The 19,206-nt window shown below is 30.9% G+C and carries 21 protein-coding genes; 13 read left to right on the top strand and 8 right to left on the bottom strand.

What is annotated here, in order from left to right; all coding sequences use genetic code 11:
• Positions 1-57 precede the first annotated feature (57 nt).
• Complete coding sequence (locus ABD935_RS15590) at positions 58-813, top strand: lipopolysaccharide kinase InaA family protein (RefSeq protein WP_345193639.1); 756 nt, start codon at positions 58-60, stop codon at positions 811-813.
• A 6-nt stretch (positions 814-819) separates the two neighbouring features.
• Here the strand turns inward: ABD935_RS15590 and ABD935_RS15585 are convergent, their stop codons facing one another.
• Positions 820-1,581 carry a glycosyltransferase family 2 protein gene (locus ABD935_RS15585; protein ID WP_345193637.1) on the bottom strand — a complete coding sequence of 254 codons (762 nt, stop codon included), beginning with the start codon at positions 1,579-1,581 and terminating at the stop codon, positions 820-822.
• Between the two features lie 41 nt (positions 1,582-1,622).
• Here ABD935_RS15585 and ABD935_RS15580 point away from each other — a divergent pair, with 41 nt between their 5' ends.
• The gene (locus tag ABD935_RS15580) at positions 1,623-2,444 is read left to right on the top strand and encodes a glycosyltransferase family 2 protein (RefSeq protein ID WP_345193634.1); all 822 of its coding nucleotides are present in this window, start codon (positions 1,623-1,625) and stop codon (positions 2,442-2,444) included.
• A 1-nt stretch (position 2,445) separates the two neighbouring features.
• Here the strand turns inward: ABD935_RS15580 and ABD935_RS15575 are convergent, their stop codons facing one another.
• The gene (locus ABD935_RS15575) at positions 2,446-3,504 is read right to left on the bottom strand and encodes a glycosyltransferase family 9 protein (protein ID WP_345193632.1); all 1,059 of its coding nucleotides are present in this window, start codon (positions 3,502-3,504) and stop codon (positions 2,446-2,448) included.
• 181 nt (positions 3,505-3,685) lie between these two features.
• Positions 3,686-4,501: a 2,3,4,5-tetrahydropyridine-2,6-dicarboxylate N-succinyltransferase gene (locus tag ABD935_RS15570; RefSeq protein WP_345193629.1), complete on the bottom strand. Its 816-nt coding sequence runs from the start codon at positions 4,499-4,501 to the stop codon at positions 3,686-3,688.
• 326 nt (positions 4,502-4,827) lie between these two features.
• Here ABD935_RS15570 and ABD935_RS15565 point away from each other — a divergent pair, with 326 nt between their 5' ends.
• The 7 genes from ABD935_RS15565 (at position 4,828) to ABD935_RS15535 (ending at position 9,257) form a co-directional block, all read left to right on the top strand.
• The gene (locus tag ABD935_RS15565; RefSeq protein ID WP_345193627.1) at positions 4,828-5,139 is read left to right on the top strand and encodes a hypothetical protein; all 312 of its coding nucleotides are present in this window, start codon (positions 4,828-4,830) and stop codon (positions 5,137-5,139) included.
• Between the two features lie 197 nt (positions 5,140-5,336).
• On the top strand, positions 5,337-5,747 hold the full coding sequence (gene ruvX / locus ABD935_RS15560; protein WP_345193625.1) for a Holliday junction resolvase RuvX: 411 nt from the start codon (positions 5,337-5,339) through the stop codon (positions 5,745-5,747).
• 84 nt (positions 5,748-5,831) lie between these two features.
• Positions 5,832-6,422 carry a peptide deformylase gene (gene def / locus ABD935_RS15555; RefSeq protein ID WP_345193623.1) on the top strand — a complete coding sequence of 197 codons (591 nt, stop codon included), beginning with the start codon at positions 5,832-5,834 and terminating at the stop codon, positions 6,420-6,422.
• Positions 6,423-6,476: 54 nt separating this feature from the next.
• On the top strand, positions 6,477-6,908 hold the full coding sequence (locus ABD935_RS15550) for a DUF5606 family protein (RefSeq protein ID WP_345193621.1): 432 nt from the start codon (positions 6,477-6,479) through the stop codon (positions 6,906-6,908).
• A 113-nt stretch (positions 6,909-7,021) separates the two neighbouring features.
• Positions 7,022-7,693, top strand: a complete 672-nt coding sequence (locus ABD935_RS15545; RefSeq protein ID WP_345193619.1) for a Crp/Fnr family transcriptional regulator — start codon at positions 7,022-7,024, stop codon at positions 7,691-7,693.
• 64 nt (positions 7,694-7,757) lie between these two features.
• Complete coding sequence (locus tag ABD935_RS15540; RefSeq protein ID WP_345193617.1) at positions 7,758-8,621, top strand: anti-sigma factor; 864 nt, start codon at positions 7,758-7,760, stop codon at positions 8,619-8,621.
• Between the two features lie 75 nt (positions 8,622-8,696).
• Complete coding sequence (locus tag ABD935_RS15535) at positions 8,697-9,257, top strand: TlpA family protein disulfide reductase (protein ID WP_345193615.1); 561 nt, start codon at positions 8,697-8,699, stop codon at positions 9,255-9,257.
• Between the two features lie 147 nt (positions 9,258-9,404).
• On the opposite strand, the gene ABD935_RS15530 is transcribed toward ABD935_RS15535, so the two are convergent.
• The 5 genes from ABD935_RS15530 to ABD935_RS15510 are packed head-to-tail and all read right to left on the bottom strand — an operon-like array spanning position 9,405 to position 13,820.
• On the bottom strand, positions 9,405-10,103 hold the full coding sequence (locus ABD935_RS15530) for a lycopene cyclase domain-containing protein (protein WP_345193613.1): 699 nt from the start codon (positions 10,101-10,103) through the stop codon (positions 9,405-9,407).
• Positions 10,100-10,555, bottom strand: coding sequence for a sterol desaturase family protein (locus tag ABD935_RS15525; RefSeq protein WP_345193611.1), 456 nt, complete (start codon positions 10,553-10,555; stop codon positions 10,100-10,102). Before ABD935_RS15525 ends, ABD935_RS15530 begins: the two co-directional genes overlap by 4 nt.
• 10 nt (positions 10,556-10,565) lie before the next feature.
• On the bottom strand, positions 10,566-11,405 hold the full coding sequence (locus tag ABD935_RS15520) for a phytoene/squalene synthase family protein (RefSeq protein WP_345193609.1): 840 nt from the start codon (positions 11,403-11,405) through the stop codon (positions 10,566-10,568).
• A complete protein-coding gene (locus ABD935_RS15515) occupies positions 11,402-12,874 on the bottom strand; it encodes a phytoene desaturase family protein (protein WP_345193607.1) in 1,473 nt (490 codons plus the stop codon). Before ABD935_RS15515 ends, ABD935_RS15520 begins: the two co-directional genes overlap by 4 nt.
• 46 nt (positions 12,875-12,920) lie before the next feature.
• A complete protein-coding gene (locus ABD935_RS15510) occupies positions 12,921-13,820 on the bottom strand; it encodes a MerR family transcriptional regulator (RefSeq protein WP_345193605.1) in 900 nt (299 codons plus the stop codon).
• Between the two features lie 345 nt (positions 13,821-14,165).
• Between ABD935_RS15510 and ABD935_RS15505 the strand changes: the two genes are divergently transcribed.
• From ABD935_RS15505 to ABD935_RS15490, 4 genes are all read left to right on the top strand, one after another.
• Entirely contained in the window at positions 14,166-16,328 is a 2,163-nt protein-coding gene (locus ABD935_RS15505; protein WP_345193603.1) for a multiheme c-type cytochrome, read from the top strand.
• Between the two features lie 219 nt (positions 16,329-16,547).
• On the top strand, positions 16,548-17,855 hold the full coding sequence (locus ABD935_RS15500) for a phage integrase SAM-like domain-containing protein (RefSeq protein ID WP_345193601.1): 1,308 nt from the start codon (positions 16,548-16,550) through the stop codon (positions 17,853-17,855).
• A 2-nt stretch (positions 17,856-17,857) separates the two neighbouring features.
• A complete protein-coding gene (locus tag ABD935_RS15495; protein ID WP_345193599.1) occupies positions 17,858-18,715 on the top strand; it encodes a hypothetical protein in 858 nt (285 codons plus the stop codon).
• Positions 18,716-18,883: 168 nt separating this feature from the next.
• Positions 18,884-19,204 (top strand): helix-turn-helix transcriptional regulator, encoded by a 321-nt coding sequence (locus tag ABD935_RS15490; protein WP_345193597.1) that lies wholly within the window; start codon positions 18,884-18,886, stop codon positions 19,202-19,204.
• Positions 19,205-19,206: the final 2 nt, after the last annotated feature.

Below are 19,206 nucleotides of genomic sequence, written 5' to 3'. Positions count from 1 at the left end.
AAAACTAAAAATCATAAAAAGTAAGACTATATTTTTTTAATGTTATATTTTTGAAAAATGAGGAAGATCAGTCGTATTCAAAAACAAACCCCTAATCGAAAACAATTATTAGACCATATAATAAGCCATTTCGATACTACAGGGATTCCTTTTGGTAATCAAGACAGGAATTCTCTTAAACTATTTGACTTAGAAGGATTGACTATAAATGTAAAGTCGTTCCGAGTTCCTAATGTAATTAATCAAATAGCATATAAATTCTTCAGAAAAAGTAAGGCGCAACGCTCTTTTGAATATGCAAATAGGTTAGTGGATTTAAATATTGGAACGCCGCAACCCATAGGGTATTATGAGTTTACGACACCTTTTTTATTCAAAAGCAGTTATTATATAAGCGAGCAAATAGATTGTGATTTAACCTATAGAGAATTAACCACAGATTTTAATTATCCAGATCATGAGGCTATACTAAGGGCTTTTACACGATTTACGTTTCAATTGCACGAAAAAAAGGTGCATTTCTTGGATCATTCGCCTGGCAATACATTAATTGAAGTTAATAATGATAACTATAAATTTTATTTGGTTGATTTAAATCGAATGGAGTTTAAACCTTTAGATTTTGAAACTCGCATTAAAAACTTTTCAAAACTTACTATTCATAAATCTATGATTGAAGTTATGAGTGATGAATATGCAAAATGTTCGGGCGAAGATTATACTAGGATATTCAAATTAATGTGGCAAGAAACCGAAGATTTTCAAGAGAAATACCATCGTAAACGCAGACTTAAAAAGAAACTTAAGTTTTAGAAAAAATCAAGATGAGTTCTTTATCAATTCACGCAGCTTCGTGTATTTTAAAAATGTAATATTGGCTGTTTGAGCACAAATTACAAATCCGTTTAAACCATCAAGAACCCCTAATCGTATAAAATAGGCTTTAAAGAATGCCCAAGTAGGGTTGAATAATATTTTCCAAAAAGGTGCTGTTTTTCCTAAATCGTAGTATGCTTTAGCGGAAATGGTTGAAAAATTTTCTGTCTTTAAATTAAATTCAGAATACGTTTGATACGTCCAATGTAAAATATCGCCTTTTAAGTAGCCTGCCTTTTCTTTTGGGTTTTGTAAAACGACATTATCATGTGGGTTTATACCTTCCCATTTAGATTGTCGTCTGTCAAAAACACGTAATTTTTTATTCGGATACCAATCAGAATATTTAATCCATTGTCCACAAAAATTATTAAATCTATTGCAGTAATACCCATTATGAATCCAATTGGTTTTTAATGAAATAATAGATTTTTGTAGCGTTTCAGAAAGTGCTTCATCGCCATCAAGAGATACAATATAATCGTTTGAAGCTTGGGTAAGCGCAAAGTTTTTTTGTTCTATATAACCTAGAAACTCTTGTTCAATAAATTTTACATTGTATTTGGCACAAATAGATTTAGTATTGTCAGTTGAAAACGAATCTACAATCACAATTTCATCAACAACTGAAATTAAGGATTGCAAGCATTTTTCAATATTTCGTGATTCATTATAAGTAATAATGACACCTGATAGTTTAATCATATTTCATGTATGGTTTGGTAAAAATAGTTATTTTTGTTGCAATGAGCACATTCGATTTATCAGTAATTATTAGCACCTATAACCACCCAGAATGGTTAGAGAAGGTTTTATGGAGTTTTGAGTTTCAAAGTTTCAAAAATTTTGAAGTCGTTATTGCAGATGATGGCTCTGATGATAAAACCAAAAAACTCATTCAGCGTATTCAAAAAGAAGTTACTTATCCCATCCAACATATATGGCATGAAGATAATGGTTTTCAAAAAACAATAATTCTTAATAAGGCTACTGTTGCCACTAAAAGCGATTACCTAGTTTATACAGATGGAGATTGTTTGGCTCGAAAAGATTTTCTTCAAACCCATATAGATTTTAGAGAACAAGGCTATTTTTTATCTGGCGGTTATTTTAAATTACCAATGACTGTTAGCAAGTTAATAACTAAAAAGGATATTGAACAACAACATTGTTTTGATATTTATTGGTTAACAGAGCATGGTTTAAAGTCGTCTTTTAAAAATAATAAGATAACATCCAAAGGGCTTAAAGAACGATTGCTAAATAAGTTTACACCAACAACAGCCACATGGAATGGACATAATGCTTCTGGTTGGAAAGTAGATATAATTAAAGCTAATGGTTATGATGAACGTATGCAGTATGGAGGCGAGGACAGGGAGTTAGGAGAGCGCCTTTTTAATATGGGTGTTAAAGCCAAGCAAATTAGATATTCTGCTATTTGTTTGCATTTAGATCATGCTAGAGGTTATGTGAAACCTGAAATGATTGAAAAAAATAAAAGAATAAGAGCAGTCACAAAAAAGGAAAAAGTGACACGAACAGCTTTCGGGATTGAGAAAGATTAATTTATAGATTTTTTAAAAAATCTTTCATCTTAGGAATGATAATACCTGGAATGAATGTATCATAAAGCATAAAGGCACTCTTTTTTAGGTCTTTAGAAGTTTTACCTTTATAAAGTTCTGTTTTTACATCTTTTAGATGAATAGAAACGTGGGTTTTCCCATCTTCAAACATGTTCCAAGCATCTTTTTGAATCCACGGGGAAAAAACAGTAAACGTTGGAATGTTTAAAGCTTTAGCCATATTTACCGCGCCTCCTTCATTACCAATAAGTGCATTGCAGTGTTTGGTAATAGCCAAAAAATCTCTTAAATTTTTTCCAAAGGCATTAAAAAAGATGCGCTTTTGTGTAGTATTTTGGCATAAATTGAAAAGCGCTTTGGCTTGAGCCTCTTGTTTTGGTATGTAATTAAATAAAATTTGAGCTTTAGTGTTTTCAACAATGGCATCAATAAGTTTTGCCATATAGGGCAATGGATACGTTTTATTATCGGCACTTCCTAAAACACTAATCATAAACAAAGGCGCATTCAAATCAACGTTATGATTTATCAAGAATTGTTTTGAATCCTCAATTTCTTTAGGTGTTAAATAGATTTTTGGTAGAAGTATTTGTGGCACTTCATTTAAAATAGGTTCTAATAGCTGTAATCTGTTTTCAATAGCCAGACCTGCATTTGTTTTAGCTGCTTTTTCTTCTTTAAATGTTTCAGAATATATAAAAGATGTATACCACTTATACTTAGAAACCTTTGTTTTGGCTCCAGAATACAAACATATAAGATTACTTGAAAATTTGGAATAGACATCTATGACAGTATCATATTGTCTATTTTTAGTAGATTTAGCAAGTTTGAAAAGTGCCTTTTTATTAGTTTCTTCTTCTTTGGTAAAAAAGATGAAATTGTCTATGAAGGGATTGTTTTCTACAACAGGATAGGTATGGGTATTAACTAAATAGTCTAACTGAGCATCAGGAAATTTTTGGCGAAGTGCTTCAAACAATATGCTGCTTGTTAGCACATCGCCAATCATTTTCTGTTGTATTACTAAAATTTTCATATTTTAAATTCCAAATACTAAATTCCAATGTTAACAATTTTCAATTGGAATTTAGAATTTACTTTTTTGAAACTTACAAGCAAAGCTAGTCTTTTTAACACCCGAGTAAGACTGCCTACTGCCAACTTTTTCCACACCCGGGTAAGACTGCTTACTGCGGACTGAACACTGTCAGCTTTTTTTAAACCGCTACATCATGCTCACGAAGTGCATCGTTAAGCGATGTTTTTTTATTGGTACTCTCTTTACGCTTACCTATTATTAGCGCACAAGGCACATTATAACTTCCAGAAGGAAATTCTTTAGCATAACTCCCAGGTATAACCACAGAACGCGCAGGAACTCTACCTCTATATTGAACAGGTTCATCCCCAGTTACATCAATAATTTTTGTACTCATTGTAAGTGTTACACCTGCTCCTAAAACAGCTTCAGACTCAACACGTACACCTTCAACAACAATACAACGAGAGCCTATAAAGGCATTATCCTCGATAATTACCGGAGCAGCTTGTAGAGGTTCTAAAACCCCACCAATACCAACACCACCAGATAAATGCACATTTTTACCAATTTGCGCACAACTTCCAACGGTAGCCCAAGTATCAACCATGGTACCTTCATCTACATAAGCACCAATATTTACATAACTAGGCATTAAAATGGTGCCAGCAGAAATATAAGCGCCATGTCTTGCAACAGCATGAGGCACGACACGAATTCCTTTTTCAGCATATCCTTTTTTTAATGGAATTTTATCATGGAACTCTAAAGGACCACATTCAATAGTTTCCATCTTCTGAATAGGAAAGTATAAAACAACTGCTTTTTTTACCCATTCGTTAACCTGCCAACCTCCGGTAGTAGGTTCAGCAACTCTTAATTCGCCTTTATCCAATAAATCTATTACGTTTCTTATGGCCGAAGTAGTGGATTCTTCTTTTAAGAGCTCTCTATTATCCCAAGCTTTCTCTATGATTTGTTGTAATTCTGTCATTGATATTTAATTTTCAGCAAATATAATAGGTATCATTTAAACAGGGAATGAATTAGAGATAATAATAAACAGGTTTATATAAGAATTTTTCATTTTTATTAATGGTTTTTTATGCATCGAAATGTGCATTTTATCTTTTTAACTAGTTGAACAGGGGATGAAATACATAAAAACATGTATTTCGACGATTAAAAATGCTTTTTAACTATTAATCGATAAAAATATTACGCTCCCCTTATAATCGAAAATTCAAGGCTTATAACTAATTTTTTGTGCGTGAGGGTTCATGTGGGTATATATTTGACGTATCAAACAATGATAAACAGATGAAAACAAATATTTACATTTTATTAATTTTATTACTTTCTTTCTCTTTCGGAAATGCTCAAGGTACTGAGTTAGCTTTAGAAGTTGAAACTAGTAATACGATTTCTGTTTCTAATGAAGATGTAAACATAACTGTTGGTACTGAAATTAATACAGTAAAAGAAAACGATTCATTATTGATTGATGTTAATACATTTAAAGCGTCTATTGCTCGTGCTGCGAGTGATATTAGAATTTACTTAAACCGTAAAAGAAAAGTTAGTAATATTAATTTATTATTTCCTAAAATAAATAAAGCTACTAAGGCTTAAACGATATTGTTCAAATATAAATATTAAGGTTATTCAATTGAGAAAGGCTGTCTTAAAAGATAGCCTTTCTTGTTTTTGTTGAAAGCCAATATGACTAAGAATAAGAATATTGATTTTAATATGCTTTTGCCCATTAAATCGGGAATCTAAATAAAGAGTTTTAACCAATTCTTTATTATTTTTGCAAAAAAGATAAAATGGCACGTATTTTAGCAATGGATTTTGGTACCAAAAGAACAGGTATAGCAGTAACAGATGAGTTGCAAATTATAGCTTCTGGACTTACTACAGTCAATACTAAAGAGTTGCTGCAATTCTTGAAAGACTATACTAAAAATGAATCGGTAGAATTGTTATTAGTAGGAGAGCCTAAGCAGATGGATAATACCGCATCAGAGAGCGAAGTGCATATTAAACCATTTATCGCTAAGTTAGAAAAACAATTTCCTAACATTCCTATCCTAAGAGTAGATGAACGTTTTACGTCAAAAATGGCGTTTCAAACTATGATCGATAGTGGCTTAAAAAAGAACCAACGAAAAAATAAAGCACTTATAGATGAGATTAGCGCTACGCTTATTTTGCAAAGCTATTTATATTCTAAATAGATGATTCATTAAAAGAATAATTCTATAAATACTATCAATACATTATAAGTTAGTATTTTTGTGATTCCTAACGAATAATACATAATGATTTTACCAATTATAGCTTACGGCGACCCCGTTTTAAAGAAAAAAGCAAAAGACATTTCTAAAGATTACCCTAATTTTGATGTGCTTTTAGAAAATATGTTCGAAACCATGTATAATGCTTACGGAATAGGTTTAGCAGCACCACAAATAGGGTTGCCTATCCGATTGTTTTTAGTAGATACCGCGCCTTTTGCTGATGATGAGGATTTAAATAGGGAAGAGCAAGACACTTTAAAAGATTTTAAGCGTGTTTTTATAAATGCTAGAATAACACTTGAAGAGGGCAATGAATGGGCTTTTAACGAAGGATGTTTAAGTATCCCAGATGTTAGAGAAGATGTTTTTAGAAAACCAAATATTACTATTGAATATGTTGATGAAAACTTCAAACCTCATAAAGAAACTTTTGATGGCTTGATAGCTAGAGTTATCCAGCATGAATACGATCATATTGAAGGTGTTTTGTTTACCGATAAACTGTCTAGTTTAAAAAAGCGACTCATAAAAGGAAGGCTAGCAAATATTTCCAAAGGAAAGATAGATGTAGATTATAGAATGCGTTTTCCAGATCAAAAAAAGAGACGATAATATTTGCAAGACATCAATAAACAGTTGATATTTGCCCTTTTCAAAAAATAATTTATGAGTTTAGAAAAAGTATTATCAATATCAGGAAAACCAGGATTATACAAGTTAATAGCACAAACGCGTGGTGGTTTTGTTGCTGAATCGTTGATTGACAACAAACGCATATCTGTAAGTGTACAAAATAACGTTAGTGTTTTAAGTGAAATAGCTATTTATACATTAACTGAAGAAGTCCCTTTAAAACAAGTGCTTAAAAGTATTAAGGAGAAAGAAAACGGTGAGCCAACTAGTGTAAAACCTAAAGACAGTAAAGATAAGTTAGAAGAATATTTCTTTGATGTTTTACCTGATTATGATGAAGATAGAGTATACGCTAGCGATATTAAAAAGGTCTTGCAATGGTATAATCTACTGCAAAAACACAACATGTTAGATAAATTAGATTCTGATGATGACGTCAATAAACCATCTGATGAAGAAGAATAAATAATAGAAAAATAGTAATGTTAAGCCTCCTGAATATGGAGGCTTTTTTTATGCTTTTATGTAAGCAATACTTGTTTTTTTCGACTTTATATTCACTAAAATAATCCAATAAAATGAAATCAATTTGGTTTTTTGACGACGTCAATCTTCTCAAGGTCCTCTGTCCTCATAAGTTTAAAGCTTTTAAAGTTGAACATGATTTTGATGCCTACAAAAAGAAGGATTATATCTATTTCGAAGAAGACTCATCAAACAAAGTATATCTTATAGAAAAAGGAAAAGTTAAGATTGGCTATTACAGTGAAGGTGGTGAAGAGGTAGTTAAAGCTATTTTAACACGAGGTGAGTTGTTTGGAGAAACCGCTATTTTGGGAGAATCAGTACGCGAAGAATTTGCACAATCCATAGATAATAGTACCAGTATTTGTCCTGTAGGTGTTGAAACTATGCATAATTTAATGAGAGATAATCAATCTTTTAGTTTTAAGATTTATAAGGTTATTGGTTTCAAATTAAAAAAGTTAGAAAGACGTTTACAATTATTGTTATTCAAAGATGCTAAAACAAGACTTTTAGAGTTTTTGGACGAATTATGTTCGGATTACGGCTATGATTGCGATAAAACAGGAGATAAGGTTATTCGCCATCCATATACACAAAAAGATATAGCATGCTTAATTGGTACATCAAGACCAACATTAAATATTCTGTTAAACGAATTAAAAGCAGAAAAAGTCATTGAATTTACTAGAAAAGAGATAAGAATTTATAAAAATATCGCATAGTGTTAGATAGCTAACATTTATAAACATTGGCTTGGTATACTTTTGAAGTATTAAAAAAAATACCATGATTAAAAAAATGTTTTTAGCAGTATTAGCAATAGGAATTTTTGCTACTTCATGCAGTAATGATGACGAAAATGGATCTACAACAGCAAGTTTGACTTTAGACTTAAACGGTTTAGAAACTTTAGGTTCTGAGTATGTTTATGAAGGATGGGTTATTGTAGATGGAATACCGGTTTCAACAGGGACTTTTTCTTCCATCACATTTCCTCAATCTTTTTCAATTGATGCGGCGCAATTAGCTAGTGCGACTAGATTTGTGCTTTCTATTGAGCCAGCAAACGACCCTGACCCAGCCCCAGCAGACACTAAAGTTTTAGTTGGAGATTTTTCAGGAAATAAAGCTGATGTAAATACAGATATTGTTGGAGATTTTAGTATTGCATCAGGAGCTTTCTTTTTAAGATCTCCAACAGATGAGATAGGGGTAAATAATGGAAATGACCATTATGGTGTTTGGTTTGGCACACCTGGAATGCCTCCAGTACCGAATTTTATGTTGCCAACATTGCCAGCAGGTTGGGCTTATGAAGGTTGGGTCGTAGGAGAGAGCGGACCAATTACAACAGGAACTTTTACAGCTTTTGATATGCGTGATAGTTTTGATGATTTTAGCGAAACAGAACAACCGGGACCTCCGATTCCTGGTGAAGATTTTTTCTTGAATCAACCAGCAGGAGAAACATTTCCTTTAGATGTTAGAGGACGCACTGTTGTTGTGTCGGTAGAGCCTGTACCAGATGATTCACCGGCACCTTTCGTAATGAAACCGTTAGTAGGAACAGCTGGGCAAGATACCGCACCTGCAACTCATAGTTTTGGACAAAACTTAGGGTCTTTACCTTGGGGTGAAGTTACTAGGTAATATTTAAGACTATTTTTTGTTAGATTTAAGGCATGGTTTCGACATAGAAACTGTGCCTTTTATATTTACAGTTATATGAAAATTTCAAAGCCTAGAATAAAGAATATCATTTTTTTAATAGTTATTGGATTATTGCTCATTCCACAAACGCGTCAACCTATACAAGTACTGTTGCATAAAGGATTAGCGCTTTTTAGTCCTTCAATTATAAATGAATCAAAACAAGTTATTTTAAGTGATTATAATTGGAGATTAGAAGGTGAAGGTGGCACTACTATAAATTTTGAGGACACCAAGGGAAAAGTTGTTTTGGTGAATTTTTGGGCAACCTGGTGTCCGCCATGCATAGCTGAAATGCCAAGTATGCAATCACTTTATAACGATTACCAAGGCGAAATAGCATTTGTTTTTGTTTCTAATGAAGCACACTCAAAGATTAATAAATTTTTAAATGAAAACAATTATTCATTTAAAGTGTATAGTCCAATAACCAATTATCCTGAATCTTTTAATGTGACGAGTATTCCAAGAACTTTTTTAATAGATAAATCTGGCAATATTGTAATCGATAAAAATGGAGCAGCTAATTGGAATAGTGAATCTGTTAGAAATACTATAGATAATTTATTGCAGTAGTTTCTTTTATACCAAACGAATTTTAAAATGATTGATAATAAATTTTAATTATACTTTCTTTAGATGAATTAGAAAATATAAGCATAGCCTTAGTTATGGTTCTATTTTATATTGAAATATAAAGGAAATAGAAATGAATTTAATCGGTTATTTTGAAGTTTGTTTGGTATTCGTTTCTAATAAAGTCATAATAACTAAATTTAGAAGAATAAGTGTAAATGCATATACAATATCTTCAATAGGAATGGTAAATATTCTAATGTTTAAATTTTCTAAATTATTATACCAAACCACTTCATTTTCAATAAAGCTTCCTGTTAATATACCATTCACAATAAAAAATGGAATGAGCATCACTAAAAAAGTTAGATAAAAATGGCGTAATAACGCTATATTTTTATTGATTACAATAGTTAGTAACAATGCCGCTAGCGAGAAGTTTATGAGGGTGTACCATTTGTAATAATTATAAAATGAAATTATAATTAATATTAAAACAAATAAGTAACTCATGGTTTTGGTTAGTCCAATAGACAATTTTAAATTAGGAAAATAATAAAGTAGCGCATAATGTGTAAATACACAGGCGTATGGAATACATATAAAAAACAGCCATTCTTCTATAGGAAGAGAAAATAGTGTAATCCCCAAAAAGTAGCCTTTATTAAAACCCCATATCCCTTTCATTGTAAAAATAACATCCCAAGGAATAAAAATTAGCATACTCACTATTATCCCTATCAATAAGGGTTTCCAAAGTTTGTAGAATTTTAATTTAGGATGGAAAGTGAAAATAAAAGGAACTAATAAAGACCCTAAGTTTAGTGTCAGATATAAATAATTCATCTGTTACTTTTGAAGTATTTAAAAGGGACAAATAACATGCCGAAGCATTCGCCGTGTTCTTTGCCTAAATGCTTATGATGCATTTTATGAGCTCGTCTTACACCTTTGGCATACCAATTATTGGCATTTCTGAACAATTTAAAACGCTGATGTATAAAAATATCATGTACTATAAAATAGGATAGTCCATAGGCGAAAATACCCAGGCCAATAGGTAAGCCCTGCCAAAAACTAGTATGTTTCCAAAGCAAAAAGAAGCCTATGCTAACTACGGCATAAAAAATAAAAAAAGCATCATTCCGCTCAAACCAACTGTCATGGTCTTTGTGATGGTGGTCTTTGTGCACGTTCCATAAAAAACCATGCATGACGTATTTGTGAGTAAACCACGCCATAAATTCCATAATACAATAGGTGCCTAAAAAAACGAGTATCCAAAGTAAGGTGTGCATCACTAAAATTTTAGATTAAATTTAATTGATATTTTACATAACTACGCATTAAAAGTTCAATTTTTTTAGGATTAGAAACGCGTATTCTAGAATCTTTTATTTTTAAAGCGGGTGTTTTTTTGAGTTTCTTAAGTAATTGACTGTAGTATCTATATGCCATAAAAACTCCAAACTTGGCTTCAATAGGTAGTTTTTTTATACCACTTAAACCCTTTTCAAAATCTTTTTCAATATCATCAATAATAGCTTGTTTTGAAGATTCATTTAAATTATTTAAATCCGTATTCGGGAAATATGTTCTATCTAAACCTTCGAAATCTGCTTTTAAATCTCTTAAAAAATTCACTTTTTGAAATGCTGAACCTAAGGACATAGCTGTTTCTTTAAGCTCTTCGTACTTTGTTTTATCACCTTTTACAAAAACTTTTAAGCACATGAGGCCAACAACATCTGCAGATCCATAAATGTAAGCTTTATATTCTTCTTCAGTAAGATAATCGGTTTTGTGTAAATCCAAGCGCATGCTTTTCATAAAGGCATCTACCAAATTTTTATCTAATCTGTATTTATGATATGTATGTTGAAATGAATTTAAAATAGGGTTTAAACTGATTTTATTTTTCAGTGCGAATTCTAAATCTTCAGAAAACCTGTTAAAAAGTGATTCTTTATCATAATCATGAAAGGAATCTACAATTTCATCAGCAAAACGAACAAAACCATAAATATTGTAAATATCGCTACGTATAGATTTGTACAACATTTTAGTAGCCAGTGAAAAAGATGTACTGTACGTTTTGGTTACTAGCTTGCTGCTATTGTAAGACACGGTATCGAATAATGCTTTCATACTAAAATACTATGGTGTTTTATTACTAAGTTGGCTGCTAATTTCCCTGATATTAATGAAGGCGGTACACCTGGCCCTGGAACGGTTAACTGTCCAGTGAAAAATAAACTATCCACAAGCTTGCTTTTTAATTTTGGTCTTAAAAAAGCGGTTTGCATCAGGGTATTAGCCATTCCGTAAGCATTACCTTTGTAGGAATTATAGTCTTTTATAAAATCGTTTATGCAAAAACTTTCTTCTAATATAATGTTGTTTTTTACACTTTGCGATGTTAAATTTTCAAATCGTGTTATAATTTTTTCAAAATAGGTAGCTCTTAGTTCAGGGGTGTCATCTAATCCTGGAGCTAGCGGAATTAAAAATATACCAGCTTCTTTTCCTTTTGGAGCAGAATTAACATCTGTTTTACTTGGAAAACTTGCATAAAACAAAGGGTTTTCTGGCCATTTAGGGGTGTCATAAATAGCTTCAGCATGTACATCAAAATCAACATCAAAAAATAAGGTATGGTGGTTAACATTAATTAATTTTTTATCGAAACCAACATAAAATAGGAGCGAGGAGGGTGCGAATGTTTTTTTAGTCCAATAGTTTTCCGAGTATTGCCGGTATGGTTTTTCTAAAAGCGTTTCTGTATGATGATAATCGGCACCACTTACTACAATGTCACTTTTATATGTTTTTCCTTTTGAAATAATACCTGTTGCTTTTCCGCTTTCTACTATAATTTCATCAACAGGTTTTTCTGTTTTTATGGTTACTCCTAATTCTAAGGCTAAACGTTCCATAGCTAGAATTACTTGGTACATGCCTTTTTTGGGGTGAAAGGTGCCCAAACCAAAATCGGCATAATTCATAAAACTATAAAAAGATGGTGTGTCACTAGGTTTGGCACCTAAAAACAATACTGGGAATTCAAGGATTTTTACCAATCTTTCATTCTTGAATTCTTTTCTAACATCTTTTTTAATAGTGCTAAAAAACTGATTAATCTTTTTTATAGTAGTTGGGGTAATTAATTCTAAAGGAGAAACACCGGGATTATAAACCAAATCTTTAATGGCAATATCATAATTGCTTTTAGCTATTTTTATGAATTTATTGAGTTTTTTAGAACTACCCGGTTCTTCTTTTTCAAAAGCTAATATTATTTTTTCTAAAGTGTCTTCTATAGTAATGAAATCATCTTTTCCGAAGTAAACACTATAGGCTGGATTTAATTTTTCTAATATGTAATAGTCGGAGGGCTTTTTATTGAAGTCTGAAAAAAAGCGTTCAAATACATCTGGCATCCAGTACCAGGTTGGACCTATATCAAAAGTAAATCCGTCTTTCACTAATTGCCTAGCACGACCACCGATGGTCTTGTTTTTTTCAAACATTGTGACATCAAAACCAGCTTGAGCTAAGTAGCATGATGCAGCTAGGGAAGAAAAACCAGATCCTATTATATTAACAGTTGTTTTCATATTGTTCAATAAATATACAAAAAAGCTAAACAAAAATAAAATATTTTTATAACTGTTCTATTAATTTTTCAATTGAATTAAATGTATTTACTTTTTTTGGAAGGTTATCTACTTGTAAATCAAAAAGTTGCTTTCCTAGTAGAAGTAGTTTTGTGTTATCTTTTTTTAACAGTAATTCGTTGAATTTATGGATGTAATTTGGAATTTCTTGAGGTATTGGATAAACAGTAAAGTAAGAGATAAATGTAATATCATCAAAAAACTCAAGTAAATCAGTTAAGCTTTCCATAGGAACACTTTCTCCTAAAAAGATAGTATGGTAGCCTTTACTTCTAAGTTGGTAATTTATAAAAAGTAGTCCAATGTCATGAATTTCGTTTTCAGGCAAAAACAACACAAATGTTTTTGAGGAGGGTTTTGGTTCTAAAAGTTGAAGCCTTTCAGTATTTAGTAGTATTTTTTGTTTGATATGAATCGACAAAAAATGTTCATGAGCAGGTGTTATTGTATTGGTTTGCCATAAGAGACCAATTTCATTTAGTAATGGTAAAAATACAGAATAAAAAATTTCACTAAATGTTTTATTTTCTAATAGGTTGTTATAAGTGCTGTAAAATAGCACTTGGTCGAAATTAATCATTGCCATTTTTAAGGCATTAATAGCGTGGTCTTCTACTTTAGTTCTAGAGGCAAGCTCTCTAACTTTTATTGGTATTTCTTCTTCTTTTAGTTTGGCAATTTTGGATATTTTTAGCCCGTTGTTATTTAAATATGATATATTTAATAATTTCTGAAAGCTAGATAAACTGTAGTTTCTAATGTTTGTGTCCGATCTATTTGGGCTAAGTAGATTATACCGTTTTTCCCAAATTCGTATGGTGTGAGCTTTGATGCCAGTAAGGTTTTCTAAATCCTTAATACTAAAGTTAACCTTAATATTGTTCATTTATTTTTAATTTATATTAAACAAAAGTAAGTATAATTTAATGGACAACAAAATTTTTAAATATGCATTACGTATTTTATGAACTTAATGACTATTGATTTTTAATTTATTCTATAGAATAAATTAGCTATAGTATTCAATCTTTTAAAATTTTTGTTTATTGAATTTTTTTGTTTAAAATATGGTATTAATTAGGCTTTTAGATTTATAAAATAATTACTTTTAGACGATTATTAATCATAAAATTCTTTTTTTAAATTGAAATTCATAAATATAACGTCTGCTGTTTTTATTGTAATGCTTTTTTTGTCCTGTAAAGAAAAAGAATCAAAGTATATATCTGCCATGAGTGATACGGAAGTTGTTTTTACTTCAACAAAACAAATACCAGACAATCATTTTTTAGGAGACGAAACCTGTAAAACATGTCATGCTGATCAATTTAAATCATGGCAAGGGTCGCACCATGATAAGGCCATGCAAGTAGTTTCAGATTCTAGTGTTATAGGCAATTTCAATAATGTAAAGTTTAAAAGCCAAGGGGTTACATCTCATTTTTACAAAAAAGGTAAAGATTATTTTGTAAATACTGAAGGGCCAGAAGGCGATTACGTAGATTATAAAATTGAATATGCCTTCGGAATTAAACCATTACAACAATACATTGTACGGTTTCCTAACGGCCATTATCAATGTTTAAGAACTGCTTGGGATACCGAAAAGGGCAAGTGGTTTGATTTATACCCAGATTTTAAAGTGGTGCATTCAGAATGGTTGCATTGGTCTAGAGGAGGTTTAAATTGGAATACTATGTGCTCTGATTGTCACTCAACTAATGTTAGAAAGAATTATGATTTTGATACACACAGTTATAATACCAAATATGCTATTATAAATGTAAGTTGCGAAGCTTGTCACGGTCCAGGTAAAAACCATGTAGGTCAAGTGAATGTATTGGGTAAAAAGTATAAGCCTTCTGGAGACTTAAAAATGACTGTTGAAACTCCACCTAAAGAATTGGTCGATCAATGTGCCAGATGCCACATGAGAAGAGAGCAAATTTCTGAGTATTTTAATTTTGAAGGCAGCATGTTAGATCATTATTTTCCTGAGTTAATTAATGAAAGAACGTATCACCCAGATGGTCAAATTTTAGATGAAGTTTATGTATATGGCTCTTTTGTTCAAAGCAAGATGTATCATAATGATGTAACCTGTATTAATTGTCATGATGCACATTCATTAAAACTTAAGTTTGAAGGCAATAAATTATGCCTACAATGTCATGTACCTGAAACATATAACTCGCCCGCTCATCATTTTCATTCAAATAATTCAGAAGGTGCTAAGTGTATTAATTGCCATATGACGGGAAAATATTATATGGGGAATGATTTTAGACGCGACCATAGTTTTAGAATTCCAAGACCAGATTTGAGTATAAAGTATGGCACACCAAATGCCTGTATTCAATGTCATACCGATAAAGACAATGAGTGGGCATGGGATAATTTTAAAAAACACTATGGAGAGCCAGATTATAAGCATTTCTCAGAATTATTAGCTCCAGGGATATTACAAAAGGAAAATGGGTTAGATGCCTTGTTGGAGTTGGCTAGAGATACTATATATCCAGATATTGCAAGAGCCTCAGCGGTTAGTAGTATGTCTAATTATTTGGATGCAGATACTATTAATAATATGATAAGTTTTTTAAATGATGATTCGGCATTGGTAAAGGGGACTGCTCTTGACGTATTAGGTAATGTGGATACTAAAGATTATGTGAATTATTTATTACCCAAACTTAAAGATGAAAAGCGTTCTGTGAGAGTTAAGGCTTTTTTCGCAATAAGTTATTTAGATGATATTCAAATACCAGAAGATTATAAAACGGTTTATAAAAAAGCTAAAAAAGAGTTTGAAACTAAATTAAATGTAACATCAGATTTTGTTGGTGGTAGGGTAAAAAGAGCTGATTATTATTTAAAGAAAGGTAATTTAAAAGCCGCTATTAAAGGTTATGAAAATGCTTTAGAACTCGATAATCTTAATAATATAGTAAGAACGAACCTTGCTAATTTATATTACAGAGATCAAAATTATCCAAAAGTAGAAGAAGCCTATAAAAAAATTATTGAGTTAGAACCTGAGTATGCACAAACATATTATTCTTATGCACTTTTATTGGCTGAATTAAATAGATTGGATGAAGGGATAGAACAGATGCATTTGGCAATTAAATACATGCCAGAGAATATTCGATTTTATTATAATTTAAGTTTGCTATATGATAAAACAAATAATCTAAAACAAGCTGAGATCATAGCAGCAAAAGGTTTAAAACTAGATGCTAATAATGAGAGTTTGTTGTATGTTTTAGCTTATGTGTATAATAAAGGAAACCAAATAGATAAAGCTAAAAATATAGCTTCTAGGTTAGTGCAGTTATATCCTAATAACTCCCAGTACTCAAGTTTTTACAATCAATTGAATAACATTAACTAGAGTACAAGGTCTTTAAAAGTGCGCACGAGAAGACTATACCCTTTGATTTTTAATGATTTTCAATGAATTCAATATACAACTCTATATCCCTTTATATATGGGATTTTATGAGATGTTATATAAATAGTGAATTCAAATGAATAATTAATATTCATTAAAAATCATTCAATATGGGGGTGGTTTTGGGGGAATTCATTAACTTTGTGAAAACCTTTTTTTATGGCTTCCGTAAGATATAGAACAAAAACTAATAGCAAGAAAAATACAATATTTTTAAGGTTCAAACAAGGGGGGCAGTTTGATTTTGAAGTTAAAACTGGTATTCAAATACCTAAAGGAAAGTTTAGCTTAAGCTTACAGCGAATAAATCCTACCGATGAAGTAGATTTTAATAAATTAAACAAAAAATTAAGAAACTTAAAAACTCATATAGAGAATCAATATGGTTCTGATTCAGTAGAAGGCATTATTATTGATAATAAATGGTTGAGTGGAAAAATCAATGGATTTTTAAATAAGAAGTCTAATGACAAAGCTATTGATGAAAAGCAGTTTTTATCTTCATTTATGCAATTTTTTATTGATACTGCAAAGAAACGACTAGATAAGCCAAATAATCCGATAAGTTATAGAACCATACAGCATTATCAAACAACAAAGATTAAATTAAATGATTATGAACGGCATGCAGGGAAGTTGGTTAAACTGACAGATGTTGATATGTTTTTTCATGAGGCTTTTATTGAGTACTTGGATACAGAGCAGAAATTAAACCCAAATACGATTGGCGGTTATTTGTCTGTAATAAAACGAGTTTGTCGAAAGGCTGAGTTAAAAGGGTATGAAGTTAATGCAAATTATAAAAGTTCAGATTTTAAATTGCCTTCAAATAAAACAACTGACACTTATTTAACCTTGAAGGAGATTCATGAAATCAATAGTTTTGAATTTAAAAAGGATTATTTGGATAATGCTAGAGATTGGTTAATCATAGGGGTTTGGACTGGTTTTAGGGTGTCAGACCTGTTAACATTGACAAAATCTAATATTGATGGGGATTTTATTCAAAAAGATACTTTAAAAACAGACTTTCCAGTTTATGTTCCGATGCATAATCATGTTAAGAAGATATTAGAAAAAAGAAAGGGCAAGTTTCCAAGAAAAATTTCTGACCCAAAGTTTAACGATTATATAAAAGTGGTTTGTAAGGATGTGGGGTTGACCTATGAAATTAAAGGGTCAAAGATGTCTCCTATTGAGATTGAAAAAAACGGAAAAAAGAAAACAGTATACCGCAAAGTAAACGATGTATATAAAAAGCATGAATTAATTTCAAGCCACGTTTGTCGTAGAAGTTTTGCAACTAATCATTATGGCAAACTTGATACCCTTACTATCATGAAAATTACAGGACATAAGACTGAATCACAATTTTTGAAGTATATTAAAATCACTCCTAGAGAATATGCTGTGAAGCTTAAAAAATATTGGGAGAAAATTAATGTAAATGAATTTGTAAATAGTTAATTATGTTAAAACAAAAGGATTTTAGCCAGTTCTATATAATCAATTATAATCCATGGGCAAAGGAAGAAGATTTAAAAAATCGGGTAGAGCATCCTTTTGTTTTTATTGAAACTTATATTCATGATTTATCTGATTATCCATCCTTAAATACTTTTGAAAAAGCACAGGCAATATTTAATGATATAAGGGAGTATCAAAAGGTTGGTTACAACTGTTTTGAATTAGAATTAAATTTACTAAAAGAGAATAGAATAAAATATCTAAATCAAATTGCATCAAGGTTATTGAGTGTTCAAGCAGATTTGAGACAAATAAAAAGAAAGAAAGATTTGAAAAGGTATAAATCAATAGATAGCTTAATTCTTTTGCTTCTGAATTCAATTAAAGAAATTCTTCAATCAATCTTCATTTCTTATCATCTTGAACTTAACAATTCCAATAGAGAGGTTTTGTCTAAATGGTTCTATTTAAAAAAAGCTATTATTTCTTTCCGCTTTAATACATACCCCGAAGATAAAAGGCTAGAAATTCTATATCATAAATATTTAACAGATAGGGGGTTCATTTCTACGCTAACAAATTTCAACACTTTTAAATCTCTGTTTGAAGCAAAGCAATTAGAGAATAAAATAAACTGGATAGATAGAAAATCTTCTCTTTACTATTTCATCAAACTACTAGTAAAGAAAAAAGTAGTTAAAAACCCTAAAAACAAACATTGGGAAATTACATCTGAATTCTTTTTACTAAATGGAGAGGCACTTATGCCTAGGGATTTTCTAAATCAAAAAGAAACACAAAATAAAAAGAGTAGGGTAGTCCTTGAATCTTTCGTAAATGCCCTTTCTCAAAACTCTTAATTTAAAATTAATATTTCCACATTAGCTAATTCAAAAGCTGCAACCCATTATCGGGCTTGGTATTGTGATTATTTTTACCTATAGTTACTCTTACTTTTAAATCAGAGTATTTCTTTTTTATGTAATTAACCTTCTCTTTGTAAGGCGTTAACAGTAAAAAAGTCAACTATGAATCAAGTAATTTTAACTTCTATTAAATTAGATGAATTAGTTCAACTATTAACTAATAAGTTTGAGGATATAATCCAAAAGAATAATGAAGTAGTTTCCAAACAAGTTTTTAATACTGAACCAAAGAGCAAATACTTAAACAAAAAAGAAGTTGCTGAAATTTGTAAAATAACCTCTCCAACTACCCTTTGGAATTGGGAGCAGAAAGGAAAACTTGTACCAACAAGAAAAGCAGGGAAAAAACCACTTTATCTTAGGAAAGATGTTGAAGAATTCCTGAAAGGAAATTACAATGGGTCTAACTCAAATGCAGCTTAATT

Source organism: Algibacter agarivorans (assembly GCF_039543245.1).
Lineage (GTDB): Bacteria > Bacteroidota > Bacteroidia > Flavobacteriales > Flavobacteriaceae > Algibacter_G > Algibacter_G agarivorans.
The sequence above is the reverse complement of the archived record's forward strand: the minus strand, read 5'-3'. Positions and strand labels throughout refer to the sequence as shown.

Bases quoted from the DNA above. Each gene is read 5' to 3' on its own strand.
- ABD935_RS15590 (WP_345193639.1), top strand. From the start codon at position 58: ATGAGGAAGATCAGTCGTATTCAAAAACAAACCCCTAATCGAAAACAA.
- ABD935_RS15585 (WP_345193637.1), bottom strand. From the start codon at position 1,581: ATGATTAAACTATCAGGTGTCATTATTACTTATAATGAATCACGAAAT.
- ABD935_RS15580 (WP_345193634.1), top strand. From the start codon at position 1,623: ATGAGCACATTCGATTTATCAGTAATTATTAGCACCTATAACCACCCA.
- ABD935_RS15575 (WP_345193632.1), bottom strand. From the start codon at position 3,504: ATGAAAATTTTAGTAATACAACAGAAAATGATTGGCGATGTGCTAACA.
- ABD935_RS15570 (WP_345193629.1), bottom strand. From the start codon at position 4,501: ATGACAGAATTACAACAAATCATAGAGAAAGCTTGGGATAATAGAGAG.
- ABD935_RS15565 (WP_345193627.1), top strand. From the start codon at position 4,828: ATGAAAACAAATATTTACATTTTATTAATTTTATTACTTTCTTTCTCT.
- ruvX (WP_345193625.1), top strand. From the start codon at position 5,337: ATGGCACGTATTTTAGCAATGGATTTTGGTACCAAAAGAACAGGTATA.
- def (WP_345193623.1), top strand. From the start codon at position 5,832: ATGATTTTACCAATTATAGCTTACGGCGACCCCGTTTTAAAGAAAAAA.
- ABD935_RS15550 (WP_345193621.1), top strand. From the start codon at position 6,477: ATGAGTTTAGAAAAAGTATTATCAATATCAGGAAAACCAGGATTATAC.
- ABD935_RS15545 (WP_345193619.1), top strand. From the start codon at position 7,022: ATGAAATCAATTTGGTTTTTTGACGACGTCAATCTTCTCAAGGTCCTC.
- ABD935_RS15540 (WP_345193617.1), top strand. From the start codon at position 7,758: ATGATTAAAAAAATGTTTTTAGCAGTATTAGCAATAGGAATTTTTGCT.
- ABD935_RS15535 (WP_345193615.1), top strand. From the start codon at position 8,697: ATGAAAATTTCAAAGCCTAGAATAAAGAATATCATTTTTTTAATAGTT.
- ABD935_RS15530 (WP_345193613.1), bottom strand. From the start codon at position 10,103: ATGAATTATTTATATCTGACACTAAACTTAGGGTCTTTATTAGTTCCT.
- ABD935_RS15525 (WP_345193611.1), bottom strand. From the start codon at position 10,555: ATGCACACCTTACTTTGGATACTCGTTTTTTTAGGCACCTATTGTATT.
- ABD935_RS15520 (WP_345193609.1), bottom strand. From the start codon at position 11,405: ATGAAAGCATTATTCGATACCGTGTCTTACAATAGCAGCAAGCTAGTA.
- ABD935_RS15515 (WP_345193607.1), bottom strand. From the start codon at position 12,874: ATGAAAACAACTGTTAATATAATAGGATCTGGTTTTTCTTCCCTAGCT.
- ABD935_RS15510 (WP_345193605.1), bottom strand. From the start codon at position 13,820: ATGAACAATATTAAGGTTAACTTTAGTATTAAGGATTTAGAAAACCTT.
- ABD935_RS15505 (WP_345193603.1), top strand. From the start codon at position 14,166: ATGAGTGATACGGAAGTTGTTTTTACTTCAACAAAACAAATACCAGAC.
- ABD935_RS15500 (WP_345193601.1), top strand. From the start codon at position 16,548: ATGGCTTCCGTAAGATATAGAACAAAAACTAATAGCAAGAAAAATACA.
- ABD935_RS15495 (WP_345193599.1), top strand. From the start codon at position 17,858: ATGTTAAAACAAAAGGATTTTAGCCAGTTCTATATAATCAATTATAAT.
- ABD935_RS15490 (WP_345193597.1), top strand. From the start codon at position 18,884: ATGAATCAAGTAATTTTAACTTCTATTAAATTAGATGAATTAGTTCAA.